This is a genomic window from Globicatella sulfidifaciens DSM 15739, assembly GCF_900167405.1.
GTDB lineage: Bacteria > Bacillota > Bacilli > Lactobacillales > Aerococcaceae > Globicatella > Globicatella sulfidifaciens.
The window spans coordinates 69,621-87,555 of record NZ_FUWO01000009.1; the positions used below are offsets into that span (position 1 = coordinate 69,621).

Annotated in this window: 14 protein-coding genes; all 14 read right to left on the reverse strand. The window is 35.5% G+C overall.

All coding sequences use genetic code 11. From position 1 onward, the window contains the following. Positions 1-30 precede the first annotated feature (30 nt). Positions 31-2,640, reverse strand: a complete 2,610-nt coding sequence (gene clpB, locus B5D12_RS06055) for an ATP-dependent chaperone ClpB (RefSeq protein ID WP_078755978.1) — start codon at positions 2,638-2,640, stop codon at positions 31-33. A 202-nt stretch (positions 2,641-2,842) separates the two neighbouring features. After that, entirely contained in the window at positions 2,843-3,796 is a 954-nt protein-coding gene (locus tag B5D12_RS06060; RefSeq protein ID WP_078755979.1) for an ABC transporter permease, read from the reverse strand. 13 nt (positions 3,797-3,809) lie between these two features. Further along, a complete protein-coding gene (locus B5D12_RS06065) occupies positions 3,810-4,856 on the reverse strand; it encodes an ABC transporter permease (RefSeq protein ID WP_078755980.1) in 1,047 nt (348 codons plus the stop codon). Beyond that, complete coding sequence (locus tag B5D12_RS06070; protein WP_078755981.1) at positions 4,840-6,414, reverse strand: ABC transporter ATP-binding protein; 1,575 nt, start codon at positions 6,412-6,414, stop codon at positions 4,840-4,842. The genes B5D12_RS06065 and B5D12_RS06070 overlap by 17 nt, the downstream gene beginning before the upstream one ends. Before the next feature lie 184 nt (positions 6,415-6,598). Further along, on the reverse strand, positions 6,599-7,738 hold the full coding sequence (locus tag B5D12_RS06075; protein ID WP_078755982.1) for a BMP family lipoprotein: 1,140 nt from the start codon (positions 7,736-7,738) through the stop codon (positions 6,599-6,601). A gap of 435 nt (positions 7,739-8,173) precedes the next feature. Further along, a complete protein-coding gene (gene pepT / locus B5D12_RS06080) occupies positions 8,174-9,409 on the reverse strand; it encodes a peptidase T (RefSeq protein ID WP_078755983.1) in 1,236 nt (411 codons plus the stop codon). A gap of 13 nt (positions 9,410-9,422) precedes the next feature. Next, positions 9,423-10,229 carry a Nif3-like dinuclear metal center hexameric protein gene (locus B5D12_RS06085; protein ID WP_078755984.1) on the reverse strand — a complete coding sequence of 269 codons (807 nt, stop codon included), beginning with the start codon at positions 10,227-10,229 and terminating at the stop codon, positions 9,423-9,425. 1 nt (position 10,230) lies between these two features. Continuing rightward, on the reverse strand, positions 10,231-10,941 hold the full coding sequence (locus B5D12_RS06090) for a tRNA (adenine(22)-N(1))-methyltransferase (RefSeq protein ID WP_078755985.1): 711 nt from the start codon (positions 10,939-10,941) through the stop codon (positions 10,231-10,233). 184 nt (positions 10,942-11,125) lie between these two features. Beyond that, positions 11,126-11,962 (reverse strand): VOC family protein, encoded by an 837-nt coding sequence (locus B5D12_RS06095; protein ID WP_078755986.1) that lies wholly within the window; start codon positions 11,960-11,962, stop codon positions 11,126-11,128. A 539-nt stretch (positions 11,963-12,501) separates the two neighbouring features. After that, complete coding sequence (gene pip, locus B5D12_RS06100; protein ID WP_078755987.1) at positions 12,502-13,440, reverse strand: prolyl aminopeptidase; 939 nt, start codon at positions 13,438-13,440, stop codon at positions 12,502-12,504. Positions 13,441-13,450: 10 nt separating this feature from the next. Next, positions 13,451-14,500 (reverse strand): serine hydrolase, encoded by a 1,050-nt coding sequence (locus tag B5D12_RS06105; RefSeq protein WP_078755988.1) that lies wholly within the window; start codon positions 14,498-14,500, stop codon positions 13,451-13,453. Further along, on the reverse strand, positions 14,497-15,000 hold the full coding sequence (locus tag B5D12_RS06110; RefSeq protein ID WP_078755989.1) for a dihydrofolate reductase: 504 nt from the start codon (positions 14,998-15,000) through the stop codon (positions 14,497-14,499). The genes B5D12_RS06105 and B5D12_RS06110 overlap by 4 nt, the downstream gene beginning before the upstream one ends. A gap of 15 nt (positions 15,001-15,015) precedes the next feature. Further along, positions 15,016-15,960 carry a thymidylate synthase gene (locus tag B5D12_RS06115; RefSeq protein ID WP_078755990.1) on the reverse strand — a complete coding sequence of 315 codons (945 nt, stop codon included), beginning with the start codon at positions 15,958-15,960 and terminating at the stop codon, positions 15,016-15,018. 10 nt (positions 15,961-15,970) lie between these two features. Next, positions 15,971-17,878: an ABC-F family ATP-binding cassette domain-containing protein gene (locus tag B5D12_RS06120; protein ID WP_078755991.1), complete on the reverse strand. Its 1,908-nt coding sequence runs from the start codon at positions 17,876-17,878 to the stop codon at positions 15,971-15,973. Positions 17,879-17,935 lie beyond the last annotated feature (57 nt).

Consider the following 17,935-nt stretch of genomic DNA (forward strand, 5'->3'; position numbering starts at 1 on the left):
TTATATTAGCTACAAAGATTAGTCTCTTCTTTAGTTTTCTGTAACAACTGTGTCTTTAGCTTGGAAATTCAATTGATTATCAATCAAGTCGACAGTAACCAGTTGACCTGGTAAAATATCGCCTTTAATAATTAAACGAGCGAGTGGTGTTTCAATTTCTCGTGTAATAAATCTCATCAATGGGCGTGCACCATAAATTGGATCATAACCATTGCGTGCAATCCATTCAATCGCTTCTTTAGTCACAGATAAATGAATATCTTGATAAGCTAAACGTTCTTTTAATTGTGTCAATAGTTTTTCGACAATTGCACCCATATGATCCATTGATAATGGTGTAAACATAATGGTATCATCAATCCGATTTAAGAACTCTGGTTTGAAGTGTGTTCTTAACAATTGTCGAACTTGGCTCGCAGTTTCTTCAGCAATTTGACCATTTTCATCCACACCTTCTAACAATAATGGTGAACCGATATTACTTGTCATAATTAAGACGGTATTCTTAAAGTCTACTGTCCGTCCTTTTGAATCTGTTAAACGACCATCATCCAATACTTGTAATAAAATATTAAAGACATCCGGATGGGCTTTTTCAATTTCATCTAATAAGACAATTGAGTATGGACTCCGTCTAACCGCTTCTGTTAATTGTCCCCCTTCTTCATAACCAATGTATCCTGGAGGCGCTCCAACTAAACGGCTGACCGTATGTTTTTCCATATATTCAGACATATCGATACGTACAATATGGTGTTCATCATCAAATAATACCTCCGCTAAGGCTTTCGCTAATTCAGTTTTACCAACACCTGTAGGTCCTAAGAATAAAAATGAACCAATAGGTCGATTAGGATTTTGTAAGCCTGCACGGCTTCTTAATACTGCTTCTGAGACTTTCGTCACTGCTTCATCTTGTCCAATTACTCGTTGGTGTAATGTTTCATCTAATTTTAATAATTTTTCTCTTTCACCTTCAACTAATCGAGTAACTGGAATTCCTGTTAAACGACCGACAACCTTGGCAATTTCTTCATCAGTGACACTTTCTTGAGTTAAGCGTTCTGTTTGCCCTAATTGTTTTGCTTCCAATTCTTTTAGTTCTTTCTCAAGTGCTGGTATACGACCATGTCTTAATTCAGCAGCTTTTTCTAATTGATAGTCCGCTTCCGCTTCTTCTAATTGACGTCTTAAATCATCAATTTCTTGACGTTTATCACGCAATTCATTCATCGCTTCTTTTTCAACTTCCCAACGCATTTTTAATTCATTGGCTGATTCACGAAGCTCTGATAATTCTTCTTGTAAAGATTCTAAACGTTTTTTACTTGCATCATCGGTTTCTTTTTTAAGCGCTGCTTCTTCAATTTCCAATTGCATTAAACGACGATTAACAGTATCCATTTCCGTTGGCATCGAATTAATTTCAACACGAATCGTCGCACAAGCCTCATCGACTAAGTCGATGGCTTTATCTGGTAAGAAACGATCGGTAATATATCGATTAGATAAGGTTGCTGCCGCTACTAATGCATTATCATGAATATTAACACCGTGGTGGATTTCAAAGCGTTCTTTTAGTCCACGTAAAATACTAATGGTGTCTTCCACTGTTGGTTCTTGGACTAAAACTCTTTGGAAACGACGTTCTAATGCTTTGTCTTTTTCAATGTTTTCACGATACTCATCTAAAGTGGTAGCACCGATACAATGGATTTCACCACGAGCTAACATTGGTTTTAGTATATTGCCGGCATCCATTGCTCCTTCAGATTTACCTGCCCCAACAATCGTATGGATTTCATCAATGAAAAGTATAATGTTACCCTCTGATTTCGTGACTTCTTTTAATACTGCTTTTAATCGTTCTTCGAACTCGCCACGATATTTTGCACCAGCAATTAATGAACCCATGTCTAATGAGTAAACTTGTTTTCCTTTTAAATTATCTGGTACATCTTTACGTACAATACGATGGGCTAATCCTTCAACAATCGCTGTTTTACCAACACCTGGTTCACCGATTAATACCGGATTATTTTTAGTCTTTCTTGATAAAATTCGTATCACATCACGGATTTCTTCATCACGACCAATTACTGGATCTAATTTATTTTGTTTTACCGCCTCATTTAAATTAGTGGAATATTTTTCTAAAGATTCATATGTTTGTTCTTGGTTTTGTGAAGTCACAGACTCGCCTCCTCTTAAATTATCAATTCTTGTTTTCATCTTAGCTTCAGTGACATTGTTTGAAATTAAATATTCAGTTAATGGATTGTTTTTTTGGTCAAATAGTGCTAACACTACCATTTCAGTCGATAAATATTGATCTTGTTGTTCCTGTGCTAATTGATTTGCTTTTTGGAATAACATCGATAAGCGTTGACTAATTTGCTGTCCATACTGAATATTACTTCCTGTTATCGACGGCAACTTATCAATTTCCTGTTCGATTTTTCTTTGGAAATCATCCATATTTAATTGGAATTCATGGTATAAATTATAAGCAAAACTATCGGGTTGAACAAAAATGCGCCATAAATGTGGAATATCAATTTCTTGATGTTTTCTTGTCATCGCAATTTGTTGTGCTTGTGCCAAAGCTTCTTGCATGGCTGTTGTCATTTTTTCAATCATTCAATAACACCCCTTTGGTCAAATATAGTCAGTAAATTTTTCCTATAAAAGTAGCTCTCTTTAAGAGCTTAATTATATTATATACCTTTGGTTAAGAAAGGTCAAGGATTTTTTGACCATTTTTGACTATAATTTTAGATAAAAAAAAGGACAAAAGTAGTCATGAACTGACCTAACCTTTTGTCCACTTATTTAAAAGATATTATTTAGATTTAATATAAGTCGTACCATTAGCTGCTGGTCCTTTAGAGTTTCCAACAAACCCAACTAATACAAAGATGGTGATGACATAAGGCGCAATTTGTAAATAAACTGAAGGTATGTTTTTAATAAATGGTATTTGTGAACCTACTACCGCTAAACTTTGAGCAAAACCAAAGAAAATAGCGGCCAACATCGCACCAATAGGATTCCATTTACCAAAAATCATTGCTGCCATTGACATGAAACCTTGTCCAGTAATCGTCGTAATAGCGAATTGTGAGTTAATTGATTGTGCCATAATCGCTCCACCTAAACCACCCATTAAACCAGATAACAAGACGCCTAGATAACGCATTTTGTATACATTAATACCTAAAGTATCAGCTGCTTGAGGATGTTCCCCAACAGAACGTAATCTTAAACCAAAACTCGTTTTAAAGACAATAAACCAACAAATAATCGCTACAACAATCCCAACAAACGCTGGTTGAGAAGTTTGACTAAAGAAAATTTTTCCAACAACTGGAATTTTTGAAAGAAGAGGTACACTCCAATAACCAAATTTTTGTTTAATAAATTCTGTTTGTCCAGCGCCATCAAACATAACACGGGTCAAGAAAACACCTAAAGATGGTGCTACTAAGTTCAATACAGTACCGGAAATAATATGATCAGCGCGTAAAGAAACCGTTGCGACCGCATGAATAGATGAGAATAATACACCAATTAAACCACCAAACAAAGTAGCAATCCAAGGTGTCCAACTTCCAAAAGTTTGAGCAAACTGAAGGTTAAAGATAATCGCACTAAACGCACCCATTACCATAATTCCTTCTAAACCAACGTTGACAATCCCACTACGTTCCGAGAAAACGCCACCTAAAGCTGTATAAATTAGAGGTGCTGAATAAACAAGAGTGGACGAAACAATTAATGCTAACATATTTACCATGCTACTCTACCCCCTAATTATTTGTTTTCTTACGATCTAAGAAGAACGTAATGATATATTGTGAACCGATAAAGAAGATGATGGATGCAATTGCGATATTAACAATTTCTGATGGTACTTTGGCAGCTAATGGCATTAACGTACCTCCTGTTTTTAATCCACCGAATAAAATGGCAGCAAATAAAGTTCCTATAGGGTGGTTGCCCCCTAATAATGAAACGGCCATCCCATCAAATCCTATAGCGGGTGCTACACCGTTCATCAAGAAGATATTACGGAACTCACCTAAACCGTTCATTACTCCCCCTAAACCAGCTAAACCACCTGATATTACCATTGCTAAGATAATATTACGTTTCGCATTCATCCCAGCATATTGAGCGGCAAAACGGTTTTTACCAACTGTCTTTAATTCGAAACCTAAAGTCGTTCTTTCCATAAAAATCCAAACTAGAATAACAGCAACAACGGCTAAGAAAATCCCTGTATGCAAGGTTGATCCTTTTGTTAATTCACTTAACCAAGGTGCACGTAATGTGGCATTGTCACCAATTTGAGGCGTTACATCCCCTTTATTAGTTAACACGTTTCGTACCAAATAGTCACTAATATAAACAGAAATATAGTTTAACATAATAGTCACAATAACTTCACTCGTATTAAAGTAAGCTTTTAATACCCCGGCAATCGCAGCCCAAAACGCACCTGCAATCATTCCGGCAATAATGGCTAATGGTAAGACAATCACTCTAGGTGCATCCGGTAAGGCTAAAGCCACCCAAATAGAAGCTAACCATCCAGCTAGTGCTTGACCAGAAAGACCAATATTAAAGAATCCTGCTGTATAGGCTACTGAAAAACCTAACCCGGTAAATATTAAGGGAGTGGCTGCTCTTAATGATTGTCCAATATTAAAGGGTGAACCCGCTGCACCCGTCCAAAGTGCTTTATAACCAGCAATCGCATCAAATTTGAAAGCCCACATGATTAACGCTCCAAAGAAAAGTCCAATGAAGACAGTTAATATGGGAACTAAAATACTTCTAAACTGTTTGTTCATTGTTTACACCGCCTTCTTCACGCAATCTTAATACTTCATCATAGCTTGTTCCTGCCATCATTAAACCAATCTCTTGTTCATTTGTCTCGTTCGCATTTAAAGTAGCGATAATTTTACCATCATACATGACAATAATGCGATCTGAAACATTTAAAATTTCATCTAATTCAAAACTCATTAACAAAACAGCTTTATTTTGATCACGTTGTTGGATTAATGCTTTATGAATATATTCAATCGCCCCTACGTCTAATCCACGCGTTGGATTGGCGGCAATGAGTAAATCCGGTTTTAAATCTAATTCACGAGCAATAATTGCTTTTTGTTGGTTTCCACCTGATAAGGCACGAGCTGGAACTTTTTCAGAAGCCGCACGAACATCATATACTTTCATTAAACGCAATGCTTTTTGATTGATTTCTTTAAAGTTTAAGAAGCCGCCTTGTGAATAAGGTTTTTTATAATATTCTTGTAACACGAAATTATCTTCTAATTTTGTTTCTAAAGAGAGGCCGTACTTATGACGGTCTTCAGGAATATGAGCCATGCCCATCTCAGTAATTTCACGGGTTGATTTATTGTTAATTTCTTCCCCTTTAAAATGAACTGCTCCAGAATCAATTGGCATTAATCCAGTTAAAGCTAACACAAGTTCTGTTTGCCCATTGCCATCAATACCGGCAATTCCGACAATTTCTCCTTTACGGACAGTGAAAGATAAATTACGAACGGCATCTAAACCTCGCTCATTTTTCACCACTAAGTTTTCAACTGCTAGCATCACTTCGCTAGGATTAGCTTCAGTTTTTTCAGTTCTAAAATTAACTGAACGGCCTACCATCATATCCGCTAGTTCTTTAGAAGTCGTTGTGGCTACATCGACAGTATCAATTGATTCACCACGACGAATTACTGTACAACGATCGGCTACTTTTTTAATTTCATCTAATTTATGGGTAATAATAATGATTGACTTACCTTCATCAGCTAAAGATCTTAAAGTTAACATCAGATCATCAATTTCTTGCGGTGTTAATACAGCTGTTGGTTCGTCAAAAATTAGAATATCTGCACCACGATATAATGTTTTAATAATTTCTGCACGTTGTTGCATCCCCACACTAATGGTTTCTACTTTAGCGTCAGGATCAATTGACAAACCATAACGTTTCGATAACTCTAAAATTTCTTCTTTTGCAGATTGCTTATCAATAATTCCAAATTTTTGGGGTTCACTACCAAGGATAATATTTTCAATAATTGAGAAGTCTTCAATTAACATGAAATGTTGGTGAACCATTCCGATTCCTAATCGATTAGCCGTTGTTGGATCGACAATCTCAACGGGTTTATTATGCATGTATATTTGACCGGATGTTGGTTGTAACAAACCGCTCAACATATTCATTAATGTTGACTTACCAGCACCATTTTCACCTAATAACGCATGAATTTCACCTTTACGCAATTCTAAATTAATATTTTTATTTGCATAAAAGTCACCAAATTGTTTGGTAATGTCACGCATCTCAATAACTGGATAGTTAACTTCAGTCATTTGGCAACCTCACTTTCTGATAGTAATAATAATTTACATCATCTATATTTTAATATAATTATTAAATAATGGCTATACTTTTTATGAAAAAATAAAGGGCATTCGATTGAATGCCCTACTGTTTAACTATGAATAAATTAAAAATTATTCAGCAGTTGTGTCTTAAATGGCTGTTTTCTTCTGATTACTCAGCAGATTCTTCAGTTTCTTCTTCAGCTGTTTCTTCTGAATCTTCAGCTGCAGTTTCTTCTTCAGTCGCTTCTTCTGCATCTTCAGATTCTGTATCATCAGTAGATTCTACTTCTTGTCCTGGTGCTTCTGGAACTTTAATGTCGCCAGCGATAATTTTATCTGAATACTCTTTAACTGCTGCTAAAACTTCTTCTGATAATTGACCATCTGTTAAACCAACACCACCGTCTTCTAAACCGTAAACTTTATTACCAGCTTCGAAATTACCAGCTTTTGTTTGCTCAGCAAATGATTTAACTGCTGCACCAACTTGTTTTAAGGTTGATGTTAATGTTAAATGACGTTCTTCACCATCAATTTCAACAATACCTTCAGCTTCTTGGTCACGGTCAACACCGATTACATAGATTTCACGTGAAGGATCTGCTGTTACAATATCTTTAGCTTCTGAGAACACACCATTACCAGTATCTCCTGAAGCGTGGAAGATAATATCAACGTCGTTCGCGTACATCGCTGCTGCAATTTGTTTACCTTTAGCAGCATCACCGAAGCTACCTGCATATTCGATAACAACTTCAACATCTGGGTTAACGGCTTCAACACCAGCTACAAAACCAGCTTCAAAGCGGTCGATTACGAACCCTTCTTGTCCACCTACGAAACCAACTTTATTAGTCTTAGTTGTCATTGCTGCTGCAACACCTGCTAAGAATGATGCTTCGTGGTCTTTAAATGTTAATGATGCAACGTTTGGTAAGTCAATTACTGAGTCAACAATTGCGAAATGTTTTTCTGGTTGCTGTTCAGCCATTTCTCTCATTGCAGTTTCTAATTTGAATCCAATACCAAAAATTAAGTCAAAGTTAGATTGAACAGCTGTATTTAAATGTGTTACGAAATCTGAATCACTATTTGATTGTAAATATTCGTAACCATTCACACCACGTTCTAATCCGTTAGCTTCACCAAACTCAACCATACCTTCCCATGCACTTTGGTTGAATGAACCATCGTCCACCCCACCGATATCAGTTATCATCACTGTTGAGAAATCTTCCTCTGCTAAAACTGGTGTAGCAAAAGATGCTACTAATAATGCTGACGATGCTAAACTTACAAATTTTTTCATCGAATCCCTCCAAAAGATTGTGTTATCGAAACCTTGTTTCACTCTTCATTATAATTGATACCTTCTATAATTGCAACAAAAAATTAATTTTGAAAACGATTAAAGACGAACTTTGTTTTTGCTGTTTTTTATATTCAGTTAAAATAACGAATGAAAAACGAATGTTTTTATTTAAATTGATAGGTATTATAACTTTTTCTTGACAATGCATCCTATCTTTGGATAAAAAATGATAATTTTTTTACTGAGATTCTTTAGCTGTCCAAAAACAAAAAAGAGATTAGGCAGAAACATTAATCATTTCTTTCCTAATCTCTATAAATCTGGATGTAAAGAGTGGAAATTTAAAGCAACTATGCGTAATTTATCAGTCATCTATCTGAAGTTTAATAAATGACATCATTTAACCTAAAATACCACTCATTATAAGCTTTTTTACTTAGCATTTAATTCCACGATTTTAATAATCACTTCTGTCGCTTTGACCATTGATTCGACTGCAACAAATTCATAACGACCGTGCATATTTTCGCCGCCAGCAAAAATATTAGGTGTCGGGATACCCATAAAACTAATTTTAGATCCATCTGTACCACCACGAATCGGCTCAATGACAGCAGGAATATCTAGTGCTGCGAAAGCCTCTTTAGCTAAGTCAACCGGACGCATATCTTTTTCGATAACTTCTGCCATATTATAATATTGATCCTTAATATCAACTTCAATGACTTCATAAGGATAGCGTTGGTTAATATCTTTGACTAATTGTTCAACAAAAACTTTACGTTCTTCAAATTTTTCACGGTCATGATCTCGAATAATCAATGATAAATGACCTTCATCGACAGTCGCTTCCATATTGGTAATATGATAGAAGCCTTCGCGACCTTCTGTTTGTTCAGGTACTTCTTTTTCAGGTAAACCATTCATAAATTTATTGATAATACTAATGGAATTGATCATTTTACCTTTAGCAGTACCAGGATGGATATTTTTTCCTGTGATTTTTAGCGTTACCCCAGCCGCATTAAAACTTTCGTATTCTAACTCCCCGACTGGACCGCCATCCATCGTATAAGCAAAGTCAACTGCAAAACCTTCCGCGTCAAAATGATCTGCTCCACGTCCAATTTCTTCATCCGGACCGAAAGCCACTCTCACTTTTCCATGTTTAATCTCTGGATGAGCAATTAAATATTCTAAGGCTGTTACGATTTCAGCAATCCCAGCTTTATCGTCAGCTCCTAATAAAGTTGTGCCGTCGGTCGTAATAAGTGTTTGACCTTTATATGGTGGTAAATTTGGAAAATCTTTGACTGACATTACAATATTTTCATCTTCGTTTAAAACGATGTCTTTACCGTCATAATTTTCATGAATTTGAGGTTGAACATTGACTGAATTAAAATCAGCAGTGTCCACATGCGCGATAAAACCAATTGCTGGTAATGGTTCATCTGTATTAGCAGGTAACGTTGCCGTAACAAAAGCATTGGTAGGACTTAATTCTACCTCTTCTAGACCTAATTGTTCTAATTCAATCACTAATAATTTTAATAAATCAAATTGAATCGCAGTTGAAGGAATAGTATCACTGCTTTCATCTGAGCGCGTATTAATTTTTGTGTACTTTAAAAGACGTTCTTTTGTTTGATTAAAAATATCGACCATAATTTAAACACTCCTATTCATATCTAAAGGGATTAATATTCAATTCAGTAGCTTGAACTGTCACCGGCCACTGTTTTTCATTTACTAATAATTGTATCACTTCAGCTGCCTTTTTGGCAAAAATACTTTCTGTATAATGACCAACATCAACGGTCATCATTGGAATATCTTCTAAAGCCTGCGCAGTATGATAAGTAATATCACCCGTTAAGAAGACATCGACATCTTGGCTAGCTACTGCTTCCATTAAACTCGAACCACTTCCACCAATAATCGCAATCGTTTGATAAGATTCTTGAGGTGTTTTCTCGATAATGGGTAATTCATTTCGTTGATAAGTTGACTTTAATAAATCTAATAAAGCAGTTCGGCTCAAAGGGGTAGCCAATTGACCGATACGACCTAAGCCCGGTAACTCGTCGGTGGCCTGCACATCCAATTCTCTAATATTGATTAAACCTAATTGCTCAGCTAACCAATCATTCATACCATTATGGGCAATGTCTAAATTAGTATGCATCGCAAACACTTTAATATCATGTTTAATTAATTTTGCATAAAGTTGATTGGTTAAAGACGATATATCAAACCGTTGAATAGGTTGAAACAATAAAGGATGATGCGCGATAATCGTATCTACCCCAAGCTTAATCGCTTCGTCAACAACTGCATGACGAACATCTAAAGTGGTCATGATTTTGTTGACTGGTGCTTTTGGATCACCAAAATGTAAACCGATTGGGTCCCAATCTTCTGCCAAAGTGGGTGGATATAATTCATTCAAAGCATCGATTAAATTTTGAAATGTTACTTGTGTCATTTTAATTAAGCACTTCCTTAATTTGATTAATTTCCTCTTGCATTAATTGTGTTTTAGGATGATCTGCCCCTGTTTTTTCAACGATTGATTGATATGTCGTCTCAAGTAATGACAGTTCCTTTTGCCATTTTTGATAAAAAGCAACTGTTGGATTTTCCAAATTATATTTGCCAAATTGCAACTCATTAACCGTCAATATTTGCTTATGATGAGAATTCTTTTGAACTACCATAATTTCATATTCACGATGATGATCTTCCACCACCGTTTCATTAAGAAAGACAAACCCATTTTGATTGAGCCATTTTCTTAATTGATAGCTCGCCATATTAGGTTGTAAAACTAAAACTGTATTTTCACGAATGATAGCCTTATTTTCATCTAAAATATTACGAATTAAACTGCCACCCATTCCACAAATCGTAATAGCATTGATTTGATCTGTTTCAGTGATAACCGCCAAGCCATCCCCTTTACGAACATCAATGACTTCAGTAAGTCCTCTGGTTGCGACTTCGGCTTTAGCTGATTGAAAAGGACCTTCTACTACTTCGCCAGCAATCGCAAATTCAAGTTGCTTATTTAATGCTAAATGACAAGGCAAATAAGCATGGTCACTGCCGATATCCGCTAAGCGAATCGCATCTTTTTGATAATGAACTAAAAATTCACATACTTTCGCTAATCTTGGTGATAATTTTTCAGAATTCATTTAAAATCCCCTTTTACTTTACTTACTCATTTATTGTATCAAATCGTTCGCTTCAATAAAACATTTAACACTTTATTTTGTTTCAATAAATAAAAAAAGACAACGTCTTTAAATCAAGCTACCAATAGAATCGCTTGATCTAGTACGTCATCATTTTAAAGGATTATATCAATCTTTCGCTCTTTTATTGATAGTCTTGGCGAACAAGCATATGAATCCCATTATTGTCCTTAATAAAATATTCTTTGGCTGATTGATTAACGATATATTCTGGATGGGTCTCAGTCGCTTCAAGGAAACGATGCCAGTCAGTCTCATCTTTTACCTTCACTACAAAGTGATTCAAACCGGGTGTATGAATGTCTTGAATTTTATTCAATACGCCTGCCCATTTATTGGCAGCAATATGATGATGGTAATCTCCATTTGCTAACCAAGTCGCCTGATCTCTCATTGAAAATTTTTCATCCATATCTAACATTTCTTTGAAAAAAACTTGACTTTCAAGTGGATTTTCGACTGATAAGTGAACATGTCCCATCTTGGTGCCTTCTGGCATGAAATAAGTTTTTTTGTCTTCTGCTAAAGCTAATACACCTTCAGCATCCATCTCTTCAGTAATGCCAATAATTTTATCGCCTTGATAATTCCATACTGATTTAGGACGATCGTGATAAATTTCAATACCATTGCCCTCAAGGTCTGCCAAATAAATTGCTTCACTATATCCATGATTCGAAGCACCTTGTAATGGTGCTTGAGCTTTGAGTATATGTAATAAAGCATCACCTAAATCTTTACGAGAAGGAACTAAAATTGCTAAATGGTATAAGCCATAGTGATGTCCTTTAGGCAAGTTAGTCGAGAGTAAAGTAATAAGTGGTTCTTTATTACCTTTAACCCCTAATTCAACTTTATTATCCTCTTCTTTTAATACCGATAAACCAATAATATGTTGGTAAAATTTTTTCTGTGCCTGTAAGTGTTTGGTGTTTAATACAACCGCTCCTAATTCTATCATTCAAATGCTCCTTTTAATGTGAATGAGTATATTAAAACAGATTATTCTAACCATGTCAATTAATACTAACTAGAAATAAAAATAAATTTTATGAGCTACATGACAATAGACAAAATCATCTTATATTCTCAATTTTATTATTGCATCATATCATTCATTTGTTTAACAAAAATATATTAAAAACAGGCTAGGCAAAATCTTAAAACATTTAGCCTAGCCATCATTTGATAATTAAAATTGCAGTTGTTGAGTGTCATCAAATTTTGTCTTAATGACTGACTTGATGCCTGCACATTATACAGGATGAGTAAACAAGGCGAAAAATATTCACTTTATACTGCTGGCTAGCTCTCAAACTTTTCAGAATAAGCACATAAAGATAAATTTATTCACTTTCACTGCTGACCATCTCATAACCTAGAAGGCTTATCAGACAAAGCGAAAATCAACTCATTTTCTACTGCTACCCCGCTTCTACTAATCAACTATAATTACTGCTGATTCTAGCATGAACTTCCTATGGATTAATTCGTCATTTATTATCTTGCTAATTCATCCATAATGCTTACCAGTTTGGTGAACATCGCATCATCATAAGGTGTATGAGAACCTAAGGCAACGATATGCAATTTAGCTTTTGGACAAAGCTGTTGTAATTCATAGGCACCACTTAAGCGACAATCGACATCATAGCGCCCATGTACAATATCCATCGGAATGTCTTGCAGCTTATCTACCCGATTCAACAAATAATTATCTTCTTCCCAAAACATCTTATGAGCAAAATAATGTGATTCTAATAGACCAATTGAACGATCACCATTAGTAACGGTTTGTCTTAAATCTTTAGGATTTTGGACTAATTTAACAATAGCTGTTTCCCATTGACTCCATTCATAACACGCTTCGTCTCTGACCGATTCATCTGAATCAAGCATTCGTTGATAATACGCTGTTACTAAATCATCCTGTTCAGCTTCAGGGATATAATTTTTAAATCGTTCAAATTCTTCAGGATAAAAGTAGCCTGCCCCTTCTTGGAAAAGCCAATCAACATCACTTTGACGGCCTAAGAAAATACCTCTCAATATTAAATGTTGAACTTGCTTCGGATAATGAATCGCATAAGCTAATGCCAAAGTAGTCCCATAACTGCCACCAAATACATACCATTGTTCTATTTGCAAATATTGTCTAATTTTTTCAATATCAGCGACACTATCGAGCACGGTATTGTTTTCTAAACTCAGAAAAGGTTGACTTTGTCCGGTTCCTCTTTGATCAAATAAAATAATACGATATTTTTCCGGATTAAAAAAGCAACGCGAAGGTTCCCCAACTGATCCTCCAGGTCCGCCATGCAGAAATAAAACCGGTTGACCCTCTGGATTACCACATTCCTCAATATAAAGAGTATGAGTCTCATCCACCTCTAAATGATAAACTTGATTGATTTTTGTATTCAAATAACCAGCCATCGTATCCCTCCTATTCCATAATGAGATGATTTAGTTGATAGCCCAATTTATCTAAGCGATTTTCAGCATCACTTAATTGTTCGGACATCACGACAATGACCACCGGAACTTCTGATTCAACTTCATACAATAAGGCATCGTGAAGCATCCCCTCTTGCATTGCTTTCGCTTTTAAACCATAAAACAATTGATTATTGTCTAAACTATTAGCAATACCAATGGGGCCATGTTGTGAATACATCGTTAAAGCTTCTTGGTTAATATCTTCATCAAATAATACCCCTTGGAATAAAGCTAGTAATAAATTTGCTAAGTCACTCGCTGATGTTTCATTATATTGATTAGCGGCCCCGGATAATTCCGTCGCCATATTATTGACCAAGGACGTTTGAATAAAGCCTAACTCTTGAATTTGTTGATTTACTTTTTCGAGGCCACCTAATGATTCTATTAATAAATCGGTTGCCATATTATCATGAGATTGTAGCATTAATTGAACCAGTACTTTTAAACTATAGCTTTTATCTTGTGGTAAATTAGCTAAAGTACTTCCTGGTATAATTTCTTGATCAGCAATATTTACCATATCATCTGCGGTTATTTGTTTGGTTTCTATTTGATAAAAATATACTGCCGCAATGAATAATTTTATTAAATCATCGGCCGGTAATACTTCCGTCGCATCTTCTGAAGAAGAAAGTTGATGGTTAGCCGCTTGTACAAAAATGGAACTTGTTTTTGACTGTTCTTTAATAATGCTTATTTGATCCACTATTAAACTTTTCGTTTGATCGTTAAACTCTTCAATCATATTAGAAGATGATTGTTCTTCGAAACTTTGATTAATTTCTGGCCATGAGACTTCCGTATCTATAATATATTTTGATTCTGAGGTATTAGATTCATTAGATTCTGTTATCTGATTGGTTTCATTAGCTTCGTTTGTAATTGACGTCATCTCGGTTGCCTCGGTTGTCGTGATGTCTTGAGCCTTGATAGGTTTCTCATTACTAACAGTCCAAAATGTTAGACTTAAAAATAAAAAAGTAAACTTATTCATGTTTTTGATACTCCCTTACGTTCCCACCATTCATATTGACGAGGGATTGTGTTATTTTCATCTAATACACCCGCTACTACTTTGACTAATTGCCACTCCGTTTCATCGATGGCTGGCATAAAAACATCGCTCGGGAATTCTCTTTCAATGAACGTTCGAATAATTTGATCGGCATATGGTAAAAATAGCTTAAAAATATCAGCACCACCAATAACCATTAATTCTTGATCTTGAGCTAACTCAAGTCCTTCTTCTAAACGATGGATAACCGTTAAGCCTTCAATGTTTTTTTCATAATTTAAATCTCGCGTCATCACCACCGTTTTTCGACCGGGTAACAAGCGTTTGCCCATCGATTCAAATGTCTTACGCCCCATTAACATTGTGTGTCCCATGGTCGTTTCTTTGAAAAATTTTAAGTCATTGGGCAAATGCCACGGTAATTGATTTTGATAGCCAATGCCACCACGTGATTCTTGTGCATAAACAAAACTAATCATGGTTCTTATCCTTTCTTAAACTGCAATCGGTGCTTTAATCGTCGGATGAGGATGATATCCTTCCAAACGAATCGCATCCGCTTCAATTTGGTCAAAGCCATTGAACCGATTAATGATCAATTTTGGTAAAGCTTTCGGTTCTCTTGTTAATAATAACTTCGCTTGTTCAAGATGATTTTGATATAAATGTGCATCGCCTAAAGTATGAACAAACTCTCCTACTCCCAATCCAGTCTCTAAGGCGATTAAATGTGTCAGCAAGGCATAACTGGCAATGTTAAAGGGCACACCTAAAAAGATATCGGCACTCCGTTGATAAAGTTGACAACTTAACTTGCCATCATTCACATAAAACTGAAATAGGGTATGACAGGGTGGTAAAGCCATGGTTGGGATGTCCTCTGGATTCCAAGCTGAAACGATTAAACGTCTAGAATCAGGATTTGTTTTAATTTGATTAATAACCTCTTTAATTTGGTCAAGTGTTTCACCATTACGTAATTCCCATTGACGCCACTGTTTACCATATACATCACCTAGTTCACCATGTTTAGCAGCGAAAGCTGCATCCGATAATATTTTTTCTTGAAACAATTTCATTTGAGTTTCATATTCTGCTTTAAACGAAGCATCTTCTAAGACTCTTAATCCAAAATTGGTCATATCCGGTCCTTGATAGTCTTCACTTTTAATATAGCGTTCGAAGGCCCATTCATCCCAAATATGATTATGGTGTTCCAAAAGATATTTAATATTGGTATCCCCTTTTAAAAACCATAATAATTCACTTTTAATTAATCCAAATGGTACTCGTTTGGTGGTGACCATTGGAAAACCATCGTTTAAATCAAACCGCATTTGGTACCCGAATAAACTATAGGTCCCCACGCCAGTACGATCTCCTTTAAAATGTCCATTTTCTAATACCGATTGGACAAGTTGTTGATATTGTTCCATCATAATGCTCCTTTTAATTGAGCGTTGCTAATTCCTCTTGTCTTTCATATAAGGCCATTAACGCTTCTTCTTTTTCTTCAAGTTCACGCTGTAAATCCATTAATTTACCCGCGTCACTCGTGATTGTGTTCATTTCTTGTTGAATTTCGTCTAAACGTATTTCCAATTGCTCAATTTCACTTGGCAGTTTCTCTAATTCTTTCTTTTCATGATAACTTAATCTTCTCGCTTTCTGTTGAAGATCATTCTGACTAGTATCCGTATCTTGTTTCGCTACTTCATCTATTTTAACGATAGCTTTGAATTCATTATTAGTTTGTAGAGCGGCTTCTTCTAAATATTCAGAATAACTACCCCAGTAAATATCATAGGCGCCATTTCCCTTAATATTTAACAAATAATCCGTCGTCTTATCTAAGAAATAGCGATCGTGAGAAACGACAAATACCACCCCTTCAAAATTAGCTAAATAATCCTCCAGTACAGTTAAAGTATCAATATCTAAATCATTGGTCGGCTCATCTAATAATAAAACATTTGGTTGCTGAATTAAGAGTGAAAGTAAATAAAGACGACGTCTTTCTCCACCCGATAAATATTGAATTTGTGTACCATGAGTATTTCTTGCAAAATTAAATTGCTCCAATAATTGAGAAGCACTTACTAATGAGCCGTCTTCACGTTTAAAATTATCGGCGATTTTAGTTAAATAATCCAATACTCGAACATCACTAGGCAAATCTTGATCCAGTTGTCGATAATAGGCCATACGCACGGTTTGACCCACTTGGCAAACGCCACAATCAAGCGGATGATAACCGGCTAGAGTATTCAAAAAGGTTGATTTCCCCACACCATTTGCCCCGATTATGCCAATACGATCTCCTTTAACAAAATTCTTAGTATACCCTTCAATCACTTTTTGCCCATTGATTGAGATGGCAATATCTTCTAATTCAATGACACGATTCCCAATACGCTGTTGTTGGAAGTCAAATTCAATTCCTTCAGCTTCTTGATGACGATTCGCAATATTTCCTTTTAACTCCTCGAAACGATCGATACGAGCTTGTTGCTTAGTGGTACGAGCTTTAGCGCCTTTTCTCATCCAAGCTAATTCTTGTTGAAATAATTTATTCTCTTTTTCTTGTACTTTTTGATTAATGGCTGCTTGTTCTGTCCGTTTTATGACATAGGTTTCATAATTACCAACATATTCAGTTAGTTTTCCATGACGTAATTCAACAATAAAATTTACCGCACGATCTAAAAAGTAACGGTCATGGGTTACTAACAGTAAGGCACCTGGATAATTTGCTAAATATTTTTCTAGCCATTGAATACTTTTGACATCTAAATGATTTGTCGGCTCGTCTAAAATTAATAAATCAGGTGATTCAATTAATACTTGAGCAATACCGATTCTTTTCTGCTCACCACCCGAGCACTCACCTACTCGACGTGATAAATTGGTTAACCCTAATTGTGATAAAATAGCTTTTGCTTTAACTTCTATATCCCAAGCATCTTTTAAATTCATTTCATCACTAACACGCGTAAATTGAGTTAATAAATCCTCGTCCATAGGATTAGCTTCTAATTGCTCACGGATTAATTCATATTGCAATAATAGTTGAATGTCTTGAGCTTGGCTATCATAGACCGTTTCTAAAATAGTTTTATTAGGATCCAGTTCTGGATGTTGGTCGAGATAAGCTACGGTATATTGATTCGGCTTAGAAATAGTCCCACTATCATAATTATCTAAGCCAGCAATTACTTTTAACAATGAGCTCTTCCCTGTCCCATTGGGACCAATTAAGCCGACGCGTTGTCCAGTTCTAATTGACCAGTCAATTTTATCTAATAATATTTTAGTACCATATGTTTTGGATAATTGTTCAATCTTTAATTCTTTCATGGGCTTCTCCTCGTTTTTTATTCTTGTTCATTATATCATAGTTTTACTTTAATAATG

Coding starts and splice junctions, on each gene's coding strand:
- B5D12_RS06070 (WP_078755981.1), bottom strand. CDS start 6,414: ATGACTGAAGTTAACTATCCAGTTATTGAGATGCGTGACATTACCAAA.
- B5D12_RS06115 (WP_078755990.1), bottom strand. CDS start 15,960: ATGATGGAACAATATCAACAACTTGTCCAATCGGTATTAGAAAATGGA.
- B5D12_RS06110 (WP_078755989.1), bottom strand. CDS start 15,000: ATGATTAGTTTTGTTTATGCACAAGAATCACGTGGTGGCATTGGCTAT.
- B5D12_RS06120 (WP_078755991.1), bottom strand. CDS start 17,878: ATGAAAGAATTAAAGATTGAACAATTATCCAAAACATATGGTACTAAA.
- B5D12_RS06105 (WP_078755988.1), bottom strand. CDS start 14,500: ATGAATAAGTTTACTTTTTTATTTTTAAGTCTAACATTTTGGACTGTT.
- B5D12_RS06060 (WP_078755979.1), bottom strand. CDS start 3,796: ATGGTAAATATGTTAGCATTAATTGTTTCGTCCACTCTTGTTTATTCA.
- clpB (WP_078755978.1), bottom strand. CDS start 2,640: ATGATTGAAAAAATGACAACAGCCATGCAAGAAGCTTTGGCACAAGCA.
- B5D12_RS06090 (WP_078755985.1), bottom strand. CDS start 10,941: ATGAATTCTGAAAAATTATCACCAAGATTAGCGAAAGTATGTGAATTT.
- B5D12_RS06075 (WP_078755982.1), bottom strand. CDS start 7,738: ATGAAAAAATTTGTAAGTTTAGCATCGTCAGCATTATTAGTAGCATCT.
- pip (WP_078755987.1), bottom strand. CDS start 13,440: ATGGCTGGTTATTTGAATACAAAAATCAATCAAGTTTATCATTTAGAG.
- B5D12_RS06095 (WP_078755986.1), bottom strand. CDS start 11,962: ATGATAGAATTAGGAGCGGTTGTATTAAACACCAAACACTTACAGGCA.
- pepT (WP_078755983.1), bottom strand. CDS start 9,409: ATGGTCGATATTTTTAATCAAACAAAAGAACGTCTTTTAAAGTACACA.
- B5D12_RS06085 (WP_078755984.1), bottom strand. CDS start 10,229: ATGACACAAGTAACATTTCAAAATTTAATCGATGCTTTGAATGAATTA.
- B5D12_RS06065 (WP_078755980.1), bottom strand. CDS start 4,856: ATGAACAAACAGTTTAGAAGTATTTTAGTTCCCATATTAACTGTCTTC.